Origin of the sequence: Lactobacillus sp. ESL0700, from assembly GCF_029392095.1 — a bacterium.
GTDB lineage: Bacteria > Bacillota > Bacilli > Lactobacillales > Lactobacillaceae > Lactobacillus.
Window position 1 is genome coordinate 80,291 of sequence record NZ_CP113930.1, and the last position, 17,701, is coordinate 97,991.

Genomic DNA, 17,701 nt, shown 5'->3' on the forward strand with positions numbered 1-17,701 from the left:
ACAGGTGTCGTTTTGTGATGTTACATTTTTTCTAACCGCTTAATCCGGTCTTCTGTTGGTGGATGACTATCAAACAGGTGCGTAAAACTGTGCTTTTTGCGCAGTGGGTCTTCAATATACATGCCCGCGCTGCTCGGATCAGCCTTTTTCATTGGCTTACTACCCGCGATTTTTTCAAGAGCAGAAATCAATCCCTGCGGATTGCGAGTAAGGTCAACTGATGAAGCATCGGCTAAGTATTCGCGGTTACGCGATAAGGCCATTTGCGCAAGACTGGCACATAGTGGTCCCAGGATAAGCACGAAAATAATCGCAACAACTTTAAAAATAATGACAAGGTTATTATCATCATCCTTATCGCTGCCACGGTCATCGTCAAACCACCAGATATACCGGCTAGCGATTCCAGATAAATAAGAAATCACACCGACAAGAACAGCCGCAACCGTTGATAACCTAATATCATAATTGCGAATGTGAGAAATCTCGTGGCCTAGGACGCCTTCCAGCTCCTCGCGGTTCATCATGTCGAGTAATCCTTGAGTTACAGCGACAGCACTGTGGTCGGGATCACGCCCTGTCGCAAAAGCGTTGGGGCTGGGGTCATTAATGATAAAAACACGGGGCATTGGTACACGGCCAACCATGGCCATGTCTTGGACAACGTGCCACAATTCGGGGTTATCTTGTTCGTGAATTTCGCTGGCATGATTTAAGCTCATTACCATATTTGCGGGATCACGCATGACCAAAAATAGGTAAAGGACGCTGATAATTAGCGCAATAATCATTCCGCTCCATGGGCTATCACTGAAAATGTAGCCTAATCCAGCACCAACAAGAGCTAAAATCACGGCGAATAAGACCATGATAATGCCGGTTTTGCGCTTATTGCGAGCAATTTGTTGAAATAACATAATAATTTTGCCCTAGTATTTAGAATTTAACCTTAGGTGCTTCTTTTTCGGCTTCGCTAGCTTGTAAGTAGTCAACCTTCTTAAAGCCATGAATGCTGGCAATAATATTTGATGGGAAGGTCAGTAGCTTTTGATCATAAAGGGCTGCCGATGAATTGTAAAGTTGACGTGAGTAAGCAATCTTGTTCTCAGTATTAGTCAATTCTTCTTGCAATTTCAGGAAGTTTTGGTTGGCCTTTAAGTCAGGGTAGTTTTCCTGTAAAGCAAAAATTGACTTCAAGGCATCAGAAATTTGGTTAGAAACCTTTAAAGTTTGGGTCCGGTCATCTTGAGGGATGTTAGTTAATTGGTTGCGCAATTCCACAACGTTTTCTAAAGTTTCCTTTTCATGTTTAGCGTAGCCTTTGGTGGTTTCAACTAAGTTAGGAATTAGGTCGTTACGCCGCTTCAATTGCACATCGATTTGGCTCCAAGATTCGTCAGTGTATACCTTGGCTTTTTGTAGGCCGTTATAAATAGCAATATAAATTCCGATTAATAAGACAACGATAATTAAAATTATCCAAGTTAATGATGACATAGGTTGAACCTCCTTATATATACTGTTTAATTATAACTGATTATTTATTTTTTGGATACAAAAAAAGGATGCTGCACGACATCCTGATTCAGATAAGTAAAGTATGTTAAACGAGCAATAGCAGCCAGCCAATGATTGTTAGAATTAGCAAGCCGATAAATTGCATAACTGTCCATTTTTTGAAGAATTCGTTTCTTGAGACAGTTCCATTTTGAATGAAAGTCTTAAGCACCAACATATTGGCCATTGAGCCGATAGGTGAGCCAAAACCACCGATATTTGTGCCTAAGAACAGTGCCTTGGCGTATGGCGTAAACTTACCAACAAGGATTGTGGCCGGCACGTTGCTAATGATTTGGCTGGATAAAATCGATGTAAAGTAAGTTGAGCTTTCTGAATTAATCATTGTGTGAATAATCGTAACAATGATTGGAATCTGCTGAATATCGCTGATAAAGATAAAGAAGCAGGTAAAAGTCAGCAGCAGTGCGAAATCAACCTTAAGTAAAATTCGTGGATTGATTAAAAAGGCAAGAATGATTGCAGCTAGCATTGGCCACGCAACGTTGACCACTTTGAAGACACCCAAAAAGAAGAAGGCGAACACAACGGTCGTAATTACAGTTGGTCGAACGCTGATATTGATTTGTTTTGTTTCTTGAACTGGAATTTGCTTGCGTGGAATAAAGTGAAAAATGATAAATGTAATCACTAATGAGCTGAGCAAGTATGGCAATGACCATGAGAAGAAGGTCAGAGCGTTAACCGAATATTTGCTAACAAGAAAGATATTGTGCGGATTGCCCCAAGGCGTAAATGCGGCCCCGATGTTGGCGCCCATTCCAATCAACGTCACCGGCAGAATCTGCGGTAAGTTGTATCTTTTAGCAATGTTTAAGTAAAGCGGAATTAGTGTTAATGCTGTTATATCATTGCCCAGAAACATTCCGGCAATAATTGCTAAAAGAGTGAACAAAATATTCAGTTTGCGCGTGTTGTCGGCGATACTGGTTAATTTGTACGCGAGTACGTCAAGGACGTGCAAGTACGCGTAGATTTGGATGATAATTAGCATCGCGGCGACTGAAAATATTGTATGTAAATTAATATCCCCAAGCCGCGGTCTAGCAAAAAAAAGACTTACAATGGTGACTACAGCAGTAATCTGCAAGATTCTATCACTAAAAATTTTTCTTAAGACGGTCATAAAATGTCCCCTTTCGCAAGTTATAATCATCTATAGTTGTTACTTCTATTTTGAGCTTTTTTTTCGTTGTGTGCAATGATAAATTTTTGACTATGAAAATGTCAATTTACTAGGCAGGAATTTTGCTTTCTTTTATGCACACAAGCTATACTTTAGTAAGTAGGATAAATAAGGGGGATTTACAATGAATAATGCCGAAACAATTGAAATGAATATCAAGCCTGAAGCTGCTGCAAGAATTAAGAGTCATGTTAAGGAAGGCCAAGTTGTCTTATTGGCGCTAAATGATGGTTCTAATCAGTATTCTAAAGTCGGTGGTACCTGTACTATTGGGGCTAATTTTCAATTTGTAATTTTGGATCAAAAAGACCCTGAATTTTCAATTATCATCAATAATAATGTTGGATTAAATTTGTTTACGAGTCCTGCAGAAATGCAATATTTGGATAACAGTTTAGTTGTATCTGAGAAGAATGCCACATTGAGCTTGGCTGATGATAGCGGCGTGATTGATGGTGCGGTTTCAATTAATGAATTTCAACCTTCCGATATAACGGCTAAAGATTTGCAGGAAGGCAAAACTTGCTAGTAAATTTGAATAATTAAGTAAGGTGTCCTTGAAATATGGGGCGCTTTTTTGATTTAAGCAGGACTAAAACTTGTGTTTTAAAGCAAAAATATAATTTGATCAAGGCAAAAGGATTTTAAATTCTTTTGCCTTTTTTATTATTTGACCGCTTGGTAACAATCATTCACCATTTTCTTAATTTAGCTTTTAAATTTTATAATTATATTTTAATATTAAATAAGTAAGTTTATTTGAAAGTGCAGGTCTAATAATGAATCCAGAGCCGACAATTACTAATTATGAATCTAATCTCCAGATTGTTAAAGACTTTAGCAGTAACTTAATTGGTACCTTGAGTGGTGACATGTTTTCTTTTGGCATGGGACTGATGCTGTTAAACCAAACAGGTTCAGCAGTTAGCTTTGGTGTGTCTACTATTGTTGGGCCGATAGTTAGTCTGCTCCTATTTGTGCCCTTAGGTAATGTGGTTGATCGGTATCCACATAAATAAATTCTTGTTATTAGTGATCTAATAAGAATTATGGGTTTAATAATATTTGCGTGGTTACTGCCTAATTTTGCAGGACTGAATAAATTAATTCCGGTGGTTTTATTTACGATTATTGATTGCGTCTGTAGTGATTTTAGTTCAACTGCTTATTCGGCTTCAATTCACGAACTAGTTAATGAAGCCAAAATTCAAAAATTGAGCTCGTTAACTTCGACGGCAAGTGCGATTTCATCAATCTTTTCACCATTATTAGGCGTTGGCTTGTATGCAGCGGCAGGTTTTGAAGTTTTTATCTTTTTTGAAATTGCATCATCGATTATTTCGTTTTTAATCATGTTAAGCATGAAATTTCACTATCAAGAGCCGCAAAGAGAAGTGGCTAATCTTAGTTATAGCGGGCAGCTAGAACTATTTAAAGAAGGAATAGCCTACATTAAGAAGCAGCCAATTGTTAAAGGCTCGATCTTAGTTGGCACTGTCTTGAATGCCGCGTTTGCTAGTCTCGCAATTGGGATGCCCTATGTTATCAATACCACGCTTCATTTGGGCAATACTCCTGTTGGCTATTTGGAAATGGGCTCATCAATCGGCGTTTTAGTGGGCAGTGTGCTAATGAGCCTGACAAATAGCGAAAAGAATGCCAGATTAAAATTGATGGGGCCAATACTGATTGAATGTTTGCTGTTATCTGGACTGGGACTAGTTTTCGCCGTTTGTCATCAGGCACAAACATTGACCGTGTATGGCACAATTATCATGGCACTTTTAGGCTGCTTAATTATTATTCCTGAAATTGTTATGCAAGTGGAAATTCAAAAACGGATTCCTACAGAATATTTGGGTCGTGTAAGTACAACGATGAGCACAATTAATAACTCGGTATCGCCTATTGCCACGCTATTTTTTACGGCGCTATTTCAGAATATTCGGCAAAGCTATTTGATTTTTATTGTTACGGGAATAGTTACCTTAATTTATATGCTGGCGATTTTACCTAAAATTATGCAGTACTTTAAAGAAGAAGGAATTGAATAAGGCGGCGTTAGTCAATTGCTAGTCTTGAATCTTGGGGCTTTTCATGGTAAACTAAATAAGATTTTCGAAAATCTGAAAGGAAGTATAGTACTATGCGTAAAGGTGAAAATTACAACACTGGTTGTGAACCAAACCAAAGACCTAAGAACAAGAAGAACGGCAAGAAGCGTGTTGCTCACGTTGCAGCAGTTGTTGCTTTCTTGAACAAGGCCAAAGCAGACGAAAACAAATAGTCTGATAATAACAAAATAAAAAGGTAGATTACGACTTGTAATCTACCTTTTTTTCTTACTGTAAATTGAGTAAAATTGGAGTAGTAACATTAAATTAAAGGAGAATGGCAACGTGAAATTTCAGTGCAGTAGCTGCGGCTTACGCATCAATTCGGTACATTTTAAAAAGCAGGGGTTGATGAATCCTAAATTAACGAGTATCTGTGATATTTGTCTGCAAAGAGGGCAAGACGCCAATGACTTTGCTAATTCGGCAGTGCAGATTTTTGCTCAAGGGCTGCTCTACACGTTTGAGGGGCGAGATACTGAAACTGCTGTTGATTTTTTAGTTGCTAAAAAGGAAAACCGCAAGCGTTATGAAGCCTTTATTCAGGATTATGACGGCAATAGCTTGGCCCAGCAACAATTGTCCCGTCATGATTTTAATGCCGCCATTATTGCCAGTGAAACTGGTGAAAATAGCTTTGTGCCGCGGATGGATTTAACTTTTGCAGAGAACCTAGAAGAATTGGGCTTGAAGGTTGATTTTCAATTAAATGAAGTTGACTACATTGACCGCGAACGGATTCGGGCCAAGTATCACTACCGCTGTCAGTATTGTGGTCGGCGCGGGCGCAGTGTTGACCACAAAAATCCGGTGTCACTCTCACATAATAATGACTTGGATAATTTGATATTGTCGTGTAAAGAGTGTAATCGCATCAAGTCTAACATGCCGTTTGAATTGTTTATGCAGCTAAACAAGCAAATTCCTCATGTTAATCAAAAACTAGTTAAGTACGAAGACGCACTAGCAACCTTGAAGGGTGAATTTGAAGAACGAAGACGTAAATTGGCGGCAACAATGCATCTTAAGGGTGTCGTTAATGACCCAGAACTCAATGAAATGCGCAAGCAAAATAAGAAGCTACAAGATGCCATTGATAGTTTAGAGAGTGATTATCATGACTTGCGTAATTTACGCGAGCAGCATTTTGTTACTGGGTGGAAACTAGTTGAGGAACAGAAAAAAGCAGATATTATTTAGTAAAGTTACGCCTGTTAACTGGTAGAATATTTGTAATTGTAGGTAAAAGAGGCAATGATAATGAAGCTAAAAAATAAAAAATTAGGACTTTGTTTGGTAGCAATATTAGGTCTGTTGGGGTTAGAAAATAATTCGCATGTTTATGCAGCTGAAACTACCCCAGCACCTGCTAATTCATGGGCCTGGGATAATGCCATGTGGACAGGCACGGATGGTGATTGCACTTGGAGTTATGATATTGTTTCTAAAACTTTAACAATTAGAGCGGGGCAAAATGGCGCCCAGCTTTCAAGTGCACCTCTTGCACAAAAGATATCAGGAATCAGAGATGTGAAGCATCTTGTATTTGCAGGGCCAGTTAAGTTGGCGATTAATTCGGGAAATAAATTTAGCGGCTTAGCTATGCTGCAAACAATTACGGGTCTGAATCAGGTTGATACCAGTCAAGTAGTTAATATGTCCGGAATGTTTGCCAAAGATCAGAATTTGCAAAGTCTAGATTTAAGTAGTTGGGATACAGGGCATGCAGTTAACATGTCCGAAATGTTTGCTCAAGATTCAAGTCTGGCTAATCTGAACTTGGCAAATATTAAGACAGATCAGGTAACAAACATGTCTAGTATGTTTAGTGGCGATAGCAAATTAGCGCGACTAGATCTAAGTCATTTTGATACCAAGCGTGTAACTAATATGCAGATGATGTTCGCGGGAATAGGCGTGGCAGATCTGAATTTTAGTAATCTAGATACCAGTAATGTTACTAGCATGGCCGGAATGTTTGAGAATGCTAAGGTAACGACGATCAATCTGTCTGGCCTTAATACCAGTCACGTGACAGATATGTCTAACATGTTTAGTGGCGATCATAATTTGGCTAGACTTAATGTGTCTAATTTGGACACCAGTCACGTGACGAATATGGCTAATATGTTTAATGGTGATGGTCAATTGGCACAAATTGATTTGGCGCAATTCAATACCAGTAATGTTACAAACATGTCCAGCATGTTTGCGGGAGTTAAGCCTTCAGAAATAAATTTGAGTAATTTAAATACTAGTCACGTTGTTAATATGAGTAATATGTTCAATAAAGCAACAATTACTAAGCTAGACCTAACACCTTTGAACACCAATAACGTTACTAACATGTCAGGAATGTTTGAGAATGCGAATATTGCCCAGTTAAATTTAGCACACTCTGATATTGGTCACGTTCTTGATATGTCGAGAATGTTTGAAAGCGCAAAGATTGCCAATTTAGACTTAACACAATTAAATACCAGCCATGTTACAAATATGTCTGGCATGTTTGCTAATTTTGCCAATTTGGATCAGTTAGATTTTAGTCAATTAGATACTAGTAATGTCACTAGCATGGCAGGGATGTTTGCTGAAAATAAAAATATTACAAGTTTGGACTTAAGTCATTTAAACACCAGTCATGTGGTTGGAATGAATAGCATGTTTAATAATGACGTTAAGTTAAAGCGACTTAATTTACATCATTGGAATACTAAAAACGTTACGTCCACTGAAAACATGTTCACTAATTGTGGCAGTTTAACTAAGCTAGATCTTAGTGATTTTCGTTTACCTAAAGTGAACGTCACTGCGGGGATGTTTCAATATGATTATAAATTGAAGCAGGTAGATTTAAGCCATTTTAATCGGAATAATAATAGTATATTGACTAATGCGGGTTCTACTGCTAGATTTGCAGTAAAGCTGGGAAATTATCAGCTGCAAAAATATTCGGGATTTGGTCAAGGATACAAGACTATCCAAGCTGTTGGTAAGGGGACAATAGCTCATCCCCGGGGTAAAAAATACACAGTTAAACAGATATTGCGATTATATCGTAAGTCTAACAAGCATCGACCAGTAGAAACATATGTGATGAAAAAGGGGCCTAAACACAAAGCACCTAAAAATATTTCACTGGTTGCAAGTCATAATTAAGATAGATAAAAAACACTAGTAATCTCGATGATTACTAGTGTTTTGTTTTTTAACTCCATGGTTCAAAGTATAATTCACTTAATTGGTCTTCGGTTGTTTTAAGCAGCCAAGTTGCTTCTTTGACTTCACCAAGGCTAGCTGTAGTTGATCTAATAACACTTGCGGCAATTGTTAGAGCATTATCGTAATTTTGCCTTAAAATCGCATCAGTATACGTGTCTGCTAAATTTTGCTGGCCCTTTGCAAATAGTTGCCGGAGCTCTTGTTTATTTGCATCTGTGGCAACGACATTATCAGCCTGAGCATCCTTAGCACTATTGAGGCTTGTTAGCTTAACACCACCAGTAATTTTGATGTCGCTTGCTTTGACAAAACTATTACTGTAATCAGGAACTGTGTCATCTGCAGTTTGCTCTGAATCTGAGTCTGAGTGCAGTATGTGGTAGAACAATTCGGCTTGATGATCGCGTTCTACCCAAAGATAAAGTTTAGCGTCAACTGTGGGCTCATTATTATCTTTAATTGTCAGAGTTTGAGCTGTCGACCCATCTACTTTGTAAGTTGTGATTTGATTACCATTGACCGGCTTGAAATAAGTATAGGCCATGTCATTGTAATCAGTGATCGGCAGGTCGTTTCTAATTTTGATGTATCCTTCGTCAATATATTCCTTAGGATAGTTGTGCAAATGATAAATATAGCCATCAAAATCTTCTGACCAAGGGGCGACTGCCATGTCAATTTTGACTTTCTGGCCCTTAACTAATTTATGATCTGTTAGGCCGTTAGAAATGGTTTGGGTACGGCTGCTTTTGGTGACAGTGGCATAGGTTACACCATTAAGGCGGGCAATTTCACCATTAATAGTACCAATGTTTTGTGCATTGATGTAAAGGTGATTCTTTAGAGCGTAATAGTCATGACCTTTAATTCTTTTGGTTGGCAGATAAGCATATTTATTAGTGCTAGTATAATAAAAATATTTAGGACAAGTATTCTTCTTTTTCACCTTGCCAGCATAACTGACAATTGAGTCAGCAGCTAATTCCTTTTTAGTTTTATGACCATTTTTAGTGTAGAGCCTTGATTTATGATTCAGAGTTAGCTTACCTTTTTTAATGTTTTTACCGTTCAGGGTAAGAACATTAGCTGCCTTAATATAGGCGTTCTTGGCAATCTCGTAATATTTTTGGCCCTTAATGGTAATCGTTTTGCCAGTAAAAGAAGTTATTGGCGTAGTATCGTTGCCGTCGATATAGTTATAGCCATTCACGTCAGTATCGGTAAACAGATGCTGGGCGATTTGGTTATAGTAACGGTAGCGTTTGCCGCTCTTTTTATAAATGTAGGGACTACCAATAAAACCCAATTTGTTTTTTTCTGTATGTGCGGCACTAGTGACTTGTGTTGGCACGATCGTAATTATTGGACTAATGCAAAGTAAAGCGGTCAGTACTATGGTTAATTTTTTGATTAATTTCATTATTATGCCTCAAGGATTATCTTTGGATAGAGTTTTTAATTAGTTTTCCTTTGCCGACGATGTAATAAGACTTACCTCTGACTTGAATGGAATCACCGTATGTGTGGTAGGGCGTGTGTGCCTTAATCTGGCCCACTCGTTTACCATGATAATTATAAACGGGAATGGCCTTATCTTGCCATTCGGTTTCTAAACCAGTAACGTTGCGAACAGGAACGTAGAGTTTTTTTCCAATTAAATAAAAGAAGCGGCCTGCTGCAATGTGAATGTTGTTGTCTTCAGCGATTTTGTGAATTTTAACGCGGGAACCGGCTTTTAAAATTAACCCGTTTGTGCGATGCCCCTTTTCATCGTAGAGATATGTGCTGTGCATCACGCGCTTGTAAGATTTAGTAATTTTAATTTGCTTAGTAACCTTTTTAAGAGGAGTAACAGGCAAAAAGTGGTTATCATCAAGCTCATAGTAATTATGGCCATTGATCTTTTTCGTCTGAAGTACATTAGCAATCGAGCCCTTTTTAAGCTGCAAATCGTTAATTTGTCTGCCTTTTTTATCGTAAAGGTAGCTGTCGCGATGCAGCTTAACTTGTTTTGTGCCGGCAATGTTAACAGTAACGCTAACAGACTTGGTTGTCCCATCTGGCAAAGTTACTGTTATGGTGCCTTGACTTAAGCCGTTATATAAAGTGGAGGGCTTTCGAGACCATGATAATTCTGTACCGTTCGGCATTGATTGCCAGTTAGCGATGCTTAATTTGGCATATGTGGTGTCGCCAGTTAAGTTTGTATTTGTAGGAATAGTAACTTCCTGACCTGGCTTTTGCGCCACGGGATTGGCAGCACTGATTTCGTCAGCAATACTTAATTCATCAGCAGCCGTGATTTGTTGAGTAGATTGATAGCCAATGATTATTAAGGCTAGTCCAGCAATAATTTTTGCTGAAAAATGATAATTTCTCTTTTTCATAATTTATCCTCATATTTTAATTTTGATTATAGTTAGCATAATTCTTTGATGAGGCATTGTAAAGAAGCTAAATAGGGCGATAATTATTGCAGTTAAAAAGAACCGACTTGTTAGTAAGTTGGTTCTTTTGATGATTATTTTTAATTATTTTGGAAGTTACGTAAGAACTTCACTGTTTTTTCGTTTTGTGGATGGTTTAGTAATTGGTCAGGGCTGCCTTGCTCGGTAATTACGCCATCACTGATGAAGAAGACTTGATCGGAAACGTCGCGGGCAAATGCCATTTCGTGAGTAACAATAATCATTGTTAATCCGGTAGTGGCTAAGTCCTTCATAACGCTAAGTACTTCGCCGACCATTTCTGGATCAAGGGCACTAGTTGGCTCATCGAATAATAAAATCTCTGGGTCCATTGAAATCGCACGGGCGATTGCGACCCGTTGTTGCTGCCCACCAGATAATTGCTTAGGACGAGCGTTGATGTATTCTGCCATGCCGACTTTTTTAAGGTTGCTGATGGCAACTTTGCGCGCTTCTTCTTTGGAACGCTTCAAGACCAGCTCTTGACCAACCATACAGTTGGCTAGGACGTCTTTGTTTTCAAATAAGTCAAATTGTTGGAAAACCATGCCGACTTTAGCCCGGTAGATATTCCGGTTGTAGCCGGGTGCTAGAACATTTTTGCCGTGGAAGTCAATCTCACCAGCTGAAGGTTCTTCCAGCATGTTGATGCAGCGCAAGGTGGTTGATTTACCACCACCAGAGGGACCAATAATTGTAGCGATTTCACCTTTATTGATATTAAAAGAAATATCCTTTAATACTTGGTGATTACCAAAAGACTTTTGAATGTGCTTTAAACTTAAAATCGTATCGCTTGTTTGCGTCATTATTTGTTAACCTCCGTCTTTTCAGTTGGGCCGACTTGAACTTGATTGGCCATCAAATTATAGTTTTTACTACCTTCCAGGTGCTTTTCAATTAAGTTGAAAATTCTAGTAATTGTAAAGGTCAGAACTAGGTAGATTACAGAAATTGTTAGGTAAGTTGGGAAGAACTTAAACGTTTGACTAGCAATCGTGGTCCCAACGAAGAACAATTCAGAAACAGAAATGATACTTAAAACTGAAGTATCCTTGATGTTAACGATAAATTCGTTAGTGATTGATGGCAGACAGTTTCTAATAGCTTGCGGCAAGATAATGTGCCACATTCTTTGATTATGGGTCATCCCCAGTGCACTTGCAGCTTCAAATTGTCCTTCTGGCGTTGAGATAATCCCGCCGCGGATGATTTCGGCTAAGTATGCACCAGTATTAATGGAAACAATGACTAATGCGGCTGCAGTTCTGTCGATGTTAAGGTGCCAGAATTGCGCGATACCGTAGTAGATTACGGCTGCTTGAACCATCATTGGTGTGCCCCGGAAGATTTCGATATAAACCGATAACAGCCAGTCGATGAACTTCAAGCCCCAACGCTTACCGCGAGTAGTTGGGGTAGGGATTGTCCGAATGATACCAACAACTAAACCGATGAAGAATCCGGCAATGGTACCAACTGATGCTAATAACAGCGTCATCCCGATACCACTAATAATCATGCCGCCGTATTGCTTCCACATGGAAACAAACCAGTTCTCTGGTTTTCCTGTTTTACTCTTAGAATTATCGGTCTTTGGTTGTTGCTTAACAGCAGTGTTCATTAACTTAACTCGTTGAGCATTAGAAATTGTTGCTAAAACTTGGTTAACTTGCTTGAGCAGCTGCTTGTTAGGCTTAGCAATCCCAATTGAAGTAACCGATTCTTCCTTAGTGGCGTGAAAGCCGGCCATTTTGCTGACGGGAATAGCTTTAATATCTGGGTCAACCAACTTAAATGAAGTTGCTTCAGTATCTTCGGCTACGTAACCGTCAATTGTGCCTGAAATTAAACTTTGCCGCATGGCTGCGAAGTCACGCATGGCAGGTTGACGTTTAGCGCCAGTTAATTGCTTAATTAATTGGTAGTGGAAAGTTCCTTGTTGAGCAGTTAATTTAGCGCCCTTAAAGTCAGACAGCTTTTTGGCAGTAGCGTACTTGCTGCCAACCTTAGTGATGACAACGAATGTGCTTCGACGATAAGGATTAGAAAAGTTGATTGCTTTTTCACGTTCGGCAGTTGGGCTCATTCCGGCGATGATTAAATCAGCCTTGCCACTAGTTAAAGCGGGTAATAGCCCATCCCATTCCGTCTTAACTACAACTACCTTGCGGTGCAATTTTTGCCCGATGATTTTAGCGATTTTGACATCGTAACCATTGGCAAAAGTGTGCGAGCCATCAATTGGAACAGCGCCATTAGCGTTGTTAGTTTGAGTCCAGTTGTATGGCTGGTAGTTAGCTTCCATTGCGACTTTTAGAACATCGTTGTCTTTGGCTGCAGCTTGACGATAATTGAAACTAAATCCAATTGTTAAACTGAGCAAGACGGCAATGAATGCAGATAACCATTTGTTTTTTGACTTCATTTTAAAACCTCCAAAAATGTTTCAAATAAAGCCAACACAATAAAAAGCGTAAATAAAAACCTCATCGTCTTTCAAGACAACGAGGTTATAATTGATCATATTTAGACAAATCATATAGCGCTCCCCGGGGAAACCGGGACAGTCCGCAGAATCTGCTTCTGCGTCCCAACAAAAATAATCGGACAAGTATTATCTTCGTTTCGGCGGTAATCCTTACATCAGCCATCTTAGCTCTTTGCCAGCTCCGACTGAATTCGTGGTTATCGCGACCTCTATTGCATTGGAAATTATTTAACTTGACTAAAAGCATAGGCTAAAAAGATTGCTTTGTCAACTATTTATTTATAGATAATGGGAAAAGTTGAATGCGTAAGTACAATTTTGTAATATTTATATATAAACTAAGACGATTAAAGAAAGGACACTGGGCTAGATAATATGACTTATGAAATTATGCAGTTAACGCAAAAAAATGCAGTGGAAATCGCTGATCAATGGCACTATGACGGGCAGTATGCTTTTTATGATATGACTGCTGATCCAGAAGATTATGAGGAATTGGTCACGCCAAAACTGCGGCAAAATAATTATTATCAGGTACTTAATGATAATAAGCTAATTGGCTTTTTTGTGATTGAATCAGCAGATAAAAATCAGGGTGTCTATGAATTAGGGCTGGGAATGAAGCCAAATTTAACTGGACAAGGAAAAGGGCAGGAATTTCTACGACAAATATTAGCTTTTGTAACAAGTAAGTTTGCAATAACAGAGCTTATTTTAGATGTTGCCGAATTTAACGTGCGTGCGCAAAAAGTCTACCAGCACTTAGGCTTTATCCCAGTTAAAAAGCACCAGCAGGAAACAAATAACTCCGTTTATCCTTTTATTGAGATGAGACGGAAGTTTAATTAAGTAGCTATTAAAAAACACCATTCTCCTTAATCGAGAACGGTGCTTTTTTATGTTTAAAATTATTCTGTTAAATATTTTTGGGCAAATTTCAGATAAAACTTGCATGCTGCTAAGTAATCAGGAATGTCAACGTACTCGTCAATTTGGTGGCAGCTGTCATTGCCCGGCCCAATGCTAAACATCGTTGGCGGTGTTGGGCTATTGACAAACTTAGAAGCATCAGTGGTACCTGATTCGGTTACCAAATTAACTGGTCGCTCTAAAACGGCGGCGAGTAATTCCTGAGCCGCTTGCACGTACTCATTGTTTTCATCACCAGAAACGGCTTCGCCTAAATAATCATATTGCAATTCAAAATGGTGCTGCGGCATCTGATTAACTTCATTGATTACATCTTCCAGAATCGTTTGAATGTCTTTGACTGTGTAGAACGGGTTAATGCGAATATTGCCGCGGGCAACAATTTTGTCAGGCATACTGTTAACTTGGTCACCGCCGGAGATCATCGTGATGTTGTGCAGAACAGGACCTAGCTTTTCATGGACTAGTGGCAAGTGCCGTAATTTTTGGTTGGCTAATTGGATAAAATCGGTCATGTTATCAATAGCGTTGAGAACATTTAATTGCGCAGAGTGGGCGACTTTGCCGTAAGAGGTGACGGTGTAATCAATGTCGCCATTATTGGAATAAGAAATATCAAGGTTGGAGTCCTCACCAATGACAATAACGTCTAAATCATCAATAAAACCTTCCTTGGTTAATTCTTCAGCGCCCCATTGTCCAGTTTCTTCGCCGACAGACATTAATAAACGCAATTCCCCTGTTAAAGGCACATTATCTTCAAGTAAGGTGATCAGCGTGCCAATCATCCCCGCTAAGCCGCTTTTCATATCTGTCGTGCCGCGGCCGTACATTTTGGTGTCATGGTCGTACAATTTACCAGAAAACGGATCATCGCGCCAAGCTGCACGATTACCAAGGTTAACCACGTCCATGTGACCGGAAAAGCCGAGCTTAAAATTGCCGTCAGTGGGGCCAATTGAGATAACCGCACTTTCGCGATCACCCTGGTAGGGAACACGTGTAATGCGAACGCGATCACCAAAGGGCGCGAATAACTGTGCAACGTAGTCAACAACCTTTTTTTCGTGGTCGTCAATGGTTTCTATTTGGATTAAATCCTGTAATAACTTAATTTGTCTTTGTCTATCCATAGTAATTCCTATCAATTAAATAATTATTTGTCTTGTGTACCAACTTGAATCTGGTTGGCCATTAAATTGTAATTTTGATTGCCATCGAGGTGTTTTTCAATCAAGTTGAAAATCCGTGTGATAGTAAAGGTTAAAATCAGGTAAATTGCGGAAATTGTCAGGTAGGTTGGGAAGAACTTGAAACTTTGACTGGCAATTGTGGAACCAACGAAGAATAATTCGGAAACAGAAATAATGCTCAAAACTGAAGTATCCTTGATGTTTACAATGAACTCGTTGGTAATTGAAGGGAGGCAATTTCTGATTGCCTGCGGCAGAATAATGTGCCACATTCTTTGGCTGTGAGTCATTCCCAGTGCACTGGCTGCCTCGAATTGACCATCGGGAGTGGAAATAATCCCGCCGCGGATGATTTCGGCCAAATATGCACCGGTATTAATCGAAACAATGATTAAAGCAGCGGCAGTTCTGTCAATGTTAAGATGCCAGAATTGCGCAATCCCATAGTAAATTACGGCCGCCTGAACCATCATTGGCGTGCCCCGAAAGACTTCGATATAAACTGACAGGAGCCAATTAATAAATTTCAAGCCCCAACGCTTGCCGCGAGTAGTGGGCTCAGGAATTGTGCGGATAATTCCGACGACTAAGCCGATTAGAAAACCTGCAACTGTTCCGACAGCAGCTAGTAATAAGGTCATGCCAATCCCGCTCATAATCATGCCGCCGTACTGCTTGAGCATGGAGATGAGCCACGGCTCTGGCTTACCATTTTTACCCTTCTTCGAAGTGGTCTTAGGTTGTTCTTTAATAGCTGCTGTCATTAATTCTTGGCGCTTTTTAGTAGAAATCCCTGCTAAGATTTGGTTGACATCTTTAAGCAGCTGGGGATTAGACTTGGCAACACCAATTGAAGAAACCATTTGTTCCTTGGTCACATGGAAGCCATGCATTGGATTAAGTTTTACTGCCTTAATGTCTGGATCAACCATTTTGAACGAAATGGCTTCAGTTGAGTCGGCGATATAGCCGTCGATTGTCCCAGAAACTAGACTTTGCCGCATTGCAGAGAAGTCACTCATAGCTGGTTCCTTCTTAACTCCAGGCAATTGGTTAATTAATTTATAGTGAAATGTACCTTGTTGTGAGGTTAATTTAGCACCCTTAAAGTCCGTCAGCTTCTTGGCATTGGCGAATCTGCTGGTCTTCTTAGTAATTACGACAAAAATGCCGCTCCAATAAGCATTGGTGAAGTTAATCGCCTTAGCTCGTTCAGGTGTTGGGCTCATTCCGGCAATAATTAAGTCGGCCTTGCCGCTAGTTAATGAGGGGAGTAGTCCATCCCATTCAGTCTTAAGTACGACTACTTTACGGTGCAACTTTTTACCAATGATCTTGGCAATCTTGACATCATAGCCGTTAGCATAGGTATGTGAGCCGTCAATTGGGACGGCACCATTAGCCGATGTGGTTTGGGTCCAATTGTTGGGCGAATAGTTAGCTTCCATTGCGACCTTTAATACCCCATCGTCTTTTTTAGCAGCTTGGACTGAGGGAATATTAAAAAATCCACTGATAGTAAAACTGATTAGGACTGCAAAAATTGCGGTTAACCACTTGTATCTTGACTTCATTTTGAAAACCTCCAAATATTTTTCAAATAAAGCCAATACAATAAAAAGCGTAAATAAAAACCCTCGTCATCTTTCAAGACAACGAGGTTTATAATCAATCATATTTAGACAAATCATATAGCGCTCCCCAAGATTGACTTGGGACAGTCTGCAGGATCTGTTCCTGCAGCCCAACCAAAATCTTACGGCGGATAAAATTTTGGTTTCGGCGGCAATTCTTGACACTAATCATCTTTGCATCACGCGTGCTTAGACTAGGTTCGTAATTGTCGCGACCTCTATTGCATTGGAAATTATTTAACTTGATGAAAATACTAAATTAAATTTTGATGATTGTCAACTGCATTATTAAAAAATAATTTAATAATATTTAATTTTAGACTTAAAAACAAATAGTAAGCATCTTACTTGTATTTTGTAAGTGACTACCTTATAGTGTATATATAAGCAAAGTTATATAAGACTTTCAGGAGGTCATATAGATGGCAAAATTAACACAAGAAATGCAAGATTTAGTAACAAGCGAATTTCCTTTCTTAGCAACAGCTGACAAAGATGGTAATCCTCAAGTAGGTCCTAAGGGTTCATTAAAGGTTTACGATGATGAACACTTAGCTTACGTTGAATGGACAAGTAAGACAGCTTACGAAAACTTAAAGGCTACTGGTAAGGCAGCCGTTGCTGTATCAAACAAGGCAGCTGGAACTGGCTACCGCTTTGAAGGTACAGCTCATGTTTACCAACCTGGTTCAGAAGAATATAAAGCTGCTAAGGAAAAGGGCGATCTTGGAGATGGTACTGCCATTGTTGTAATTGATGTTGAAAGAATTTATCAATTAGGACATGTTCCAGAAGCTGGTGACTTATTGGTTGAAGGTGCACCAGAACGCCGCGGTTACTAATAAACTGAATAATTAATCTTAAACACGCTAGACAGAATTGCCT

General features: G+C 39.3%; 17 protein-coding genes and 2 riboswitches. Of the genes, 8 read left to right on the top strand and 9 right to left on the bottom strand.

Features of this window, described 5'->3' with window-relative positions; translation table 11 throughout:
- Positions 1-20: 20 nt before the first annotated feature.
- The 3 genes from htpX to OZX63_RS00420 form a co-directional block, all read right to left on the bottom strand.
- Complete coding sequence (gene htpX / locus OZX63_RS00410) at positions 21-917, bottom strand: zinc metalloprotease HtpX (protein WP_277143644.1); 897 nt, start codon at positions 915-917, stop codon at positions 21-23.
- 19 nt (positions 918-936) lie between these two features.
- Positions 937-1,497 (bottom strand): LemA family protein, encoded by a 561-nt coding sequence (locus OZX63_RS00415; RefSeq protein WP_277143646.1) that lies wholly within the window; start codon positions 1,495-1,497, stop codon positions 937-939.
- Between the two features lie 106 nt (positions 1,498-1,603).
- Positions 1,604-2,704 (bottom strand): SLC13 family permease, encoded by a 1,101-nt coding sequence (locus OZX63_RS00420; RefSeq protein WP_277143648.1) that lies wholly within the window; start codon positions 2,702-2,704, stop codon positions 1,604-1,606.
- Between the two features lie 184 nt (positions 2,705-2,888).
- Between OZX63_RS00420 and OZX63_RS00425 the strand changes: the two genes are divergently transcribed.
- The 6 genes from OZX63_RS00425 to OZX63_RS00450 all read left to right on the top strand — a co-directional run bounded on the left by OZX63_RS00425 (position 2,889) and on the right by OZX63_RS00450 (position 8,037).
- Positions 2,889-3,293: an iron-sulfur cluster biosynthesis family protein gene (locus OZX63_RS00425; protein WP_277143650.1), complete on the top strand. Its 405-nt coding sequence runs from the start codon at positions 2,889-2,891 to the stop codon at positions 3,291-3,293.
- A 250-nt stretch (positions 3,294-3,543) separates the two neighbouring features.
- A complete protein-coding gene (locus tag OZX63_RS00430; RefSeq protein WP_277143652.1) occupies positions 3,544-3,783 on the top strand; it encodes a hypothetical protein in 240 nt (79 codons plus the stop codon).
- 30 nt (positions 3,784-3,813) lie between these two features.
- Positions 3,814-4,818, top strand: a complete 1,005-nt coding sequence (locus OZX63_RS00435; protein WP_277143654.1) for an MFS transporter — start codon at positions 3,814-3,816, stop codon at positions 4,816-4,818.
- A 92-nt stretch (positions 4,819-4,910) separates the two neighbouring features.
- On the top strand, positions 4,911-5,051 hold the full coding sequence (locus tag OZX63_RS00440; RefSeq protein ID WP_090094091.1) for a hypothetical protein: 141 nt from the start codon (positions 4,911-4,913) through the stop codon (positions 5,049-5,051).
- 112 nt (positions 5,052-5,163) lie between these two features.
- Complete coding sequence (locus OZX63_RS00445; protein ID WP_277143656.1) at positions 5,164-6,078, top strand: HNH endonuclease signature motif containing protein; 915 nt, start codon at positions 5,164-5,166, stop codon at positions 6,076-6,078.
- A gap of 60 nt (positions 6,079-6,138) precedes the next feature.
- Positions 6,139-8,037, top strand: a complete 1,899-nt coding sequence (locus OZX63_RS00450; RefSeq protein WP_277143657.1) for a BspA family leucine-rich repeat surface protein — start codon at positions 6,139-6,141, stop codon at positions 8,035-8,037.
- A 49-nt stretch (positions 8,038-8,086) separates the two neighbouring features.
- On the opposite strand, the gene OZX63_RS00455 is transcribed toward OZX63_RS00450, so the two are convergent.
- The 4 genes from OZX63_RS00455 to OZX63_RS00470 form a co-directional block, all read right to left on the bottom strand.
- Complete coding sequence (locus OZX63_RS00455; RefSeq protein ID WP_277143659.1) at positions 8,087-9,520, bottom strand: SLAP domain-containing protein; 1,434 nt, start codon at positions 9,518-9,520, stop codon at positions 8,087-8,089.
- A 16-nt stretch (positions 9,521-9,536) separates the two neighbouring features.
- Entirely contained in the window at positions 9,537-10,487 is a 951-nt protein-coding gene (locus OZX63_RS00460; RefSeq protein WP_277143661.1) for an SLAP domain-containing protein, read from the bottom strand.
- 140 nt (positions 10,488-10,627) lie between these two features.
- Positions 10,628-11,377: an amino acid ABC transporter ATP-binding protein gene (locus OZX63_RS00465; RefSeq protein ID WP_277143662.1), complete on the bottom strand. Its 750-nt coding sequence runs from the start codon at positions 11,375-11,377 to the stop codon at positions 10,628-10,630.
- A complete protein-coding gene (locus OZX63_RS00470; RefSeq protein WP_277143664.1) occupies positions 11,377-12,996 on the bottom strand; it encodes an ABC transporter substrate-binding protein/permease in 1,620 nt (539 codons plus the stop codon). Before OZX63_RS00470 ends, OZX63_RS00465 begins: the two co-directional genes overlap by 1 nt.
- Before the next feature lie 107 nt (positions 12,997-13,103).
- A riboswitch (Lysine riboswitch) is annotated at positions 13,104-13,279 on the bottom strand.
- Between the two features lie 155 nt (positions 13,280-13,434).
- Here OZX63_RS00470 and OZX63_RS00475 point away from each other — a divergent pair.
- Positions 13,435-13,908, top strand: a complete 474-nt coding sequence (locus OZX63_RS00475) for a GNAT family N-acetyltransferase (RefSeq protein ID WP_277143666.1) — start codon at positions 13,435-13,437, stop codon at positions 13,906-13,908.
- Positions 13,909-13,967: 59 nt separating this feature from the next.
- Here the strand turns inward: OZX63_RS00475 and OZX63_RS00480 are convergent, their stop codons facing one another.
- Together OZX63_RS00480 and OZX63_RS00485 are read right to left on the bottom strand one after the other, a co-directional pair.
- Positions 13,968-15,122 (bottom strand): ArgE/DapE family deacylase, encoded by a 1,155-nt coding sequence (locus OZX63_RS00480; protein WP_277143668.1) that lies wholly within the window; start codon positions 15,120-15,122, stop codon positions 13,968-13,970.
- A gap of 23 nt (positions 15,123-15,145) precedes the next feature.
- Positions 15,146-16,756, bottom strand: a complete 1,611-nt coding sequence (locus OZX63_RS00485) for an ABC transporter substrate-binding protein/permease (RefSeq protein WP_277143670.1) — start codon at positions 16,754-16,756, stop codon at positions 15,146-15,148.
- 110 nt (positions 16,757-16,866) lie between these two features.
- A riboswitch (Lysine riboswitch) is annotated at positions 16,867-17,045 on the bottom strand.
- 193 nt (positions 17,046-17,238) lie between these two features.
- Here OZX63_RS00485 and OZX63_RS00490 point away from each other — a divergent pair.
- On the top strand, positions 17,239-17,658 hold the full coding sequence (locus OZX63_RS00490; RefSeq protein WP_277143672.1) for a pyridoxamine 5'-phosphate oxidase family protein: 420 nt from the start codon (positions 17,239-17,241) through the stop codon (positions 17,656-17,658).
- Positions 17,659-17,701: the final 43 nt, after the last annotated feature.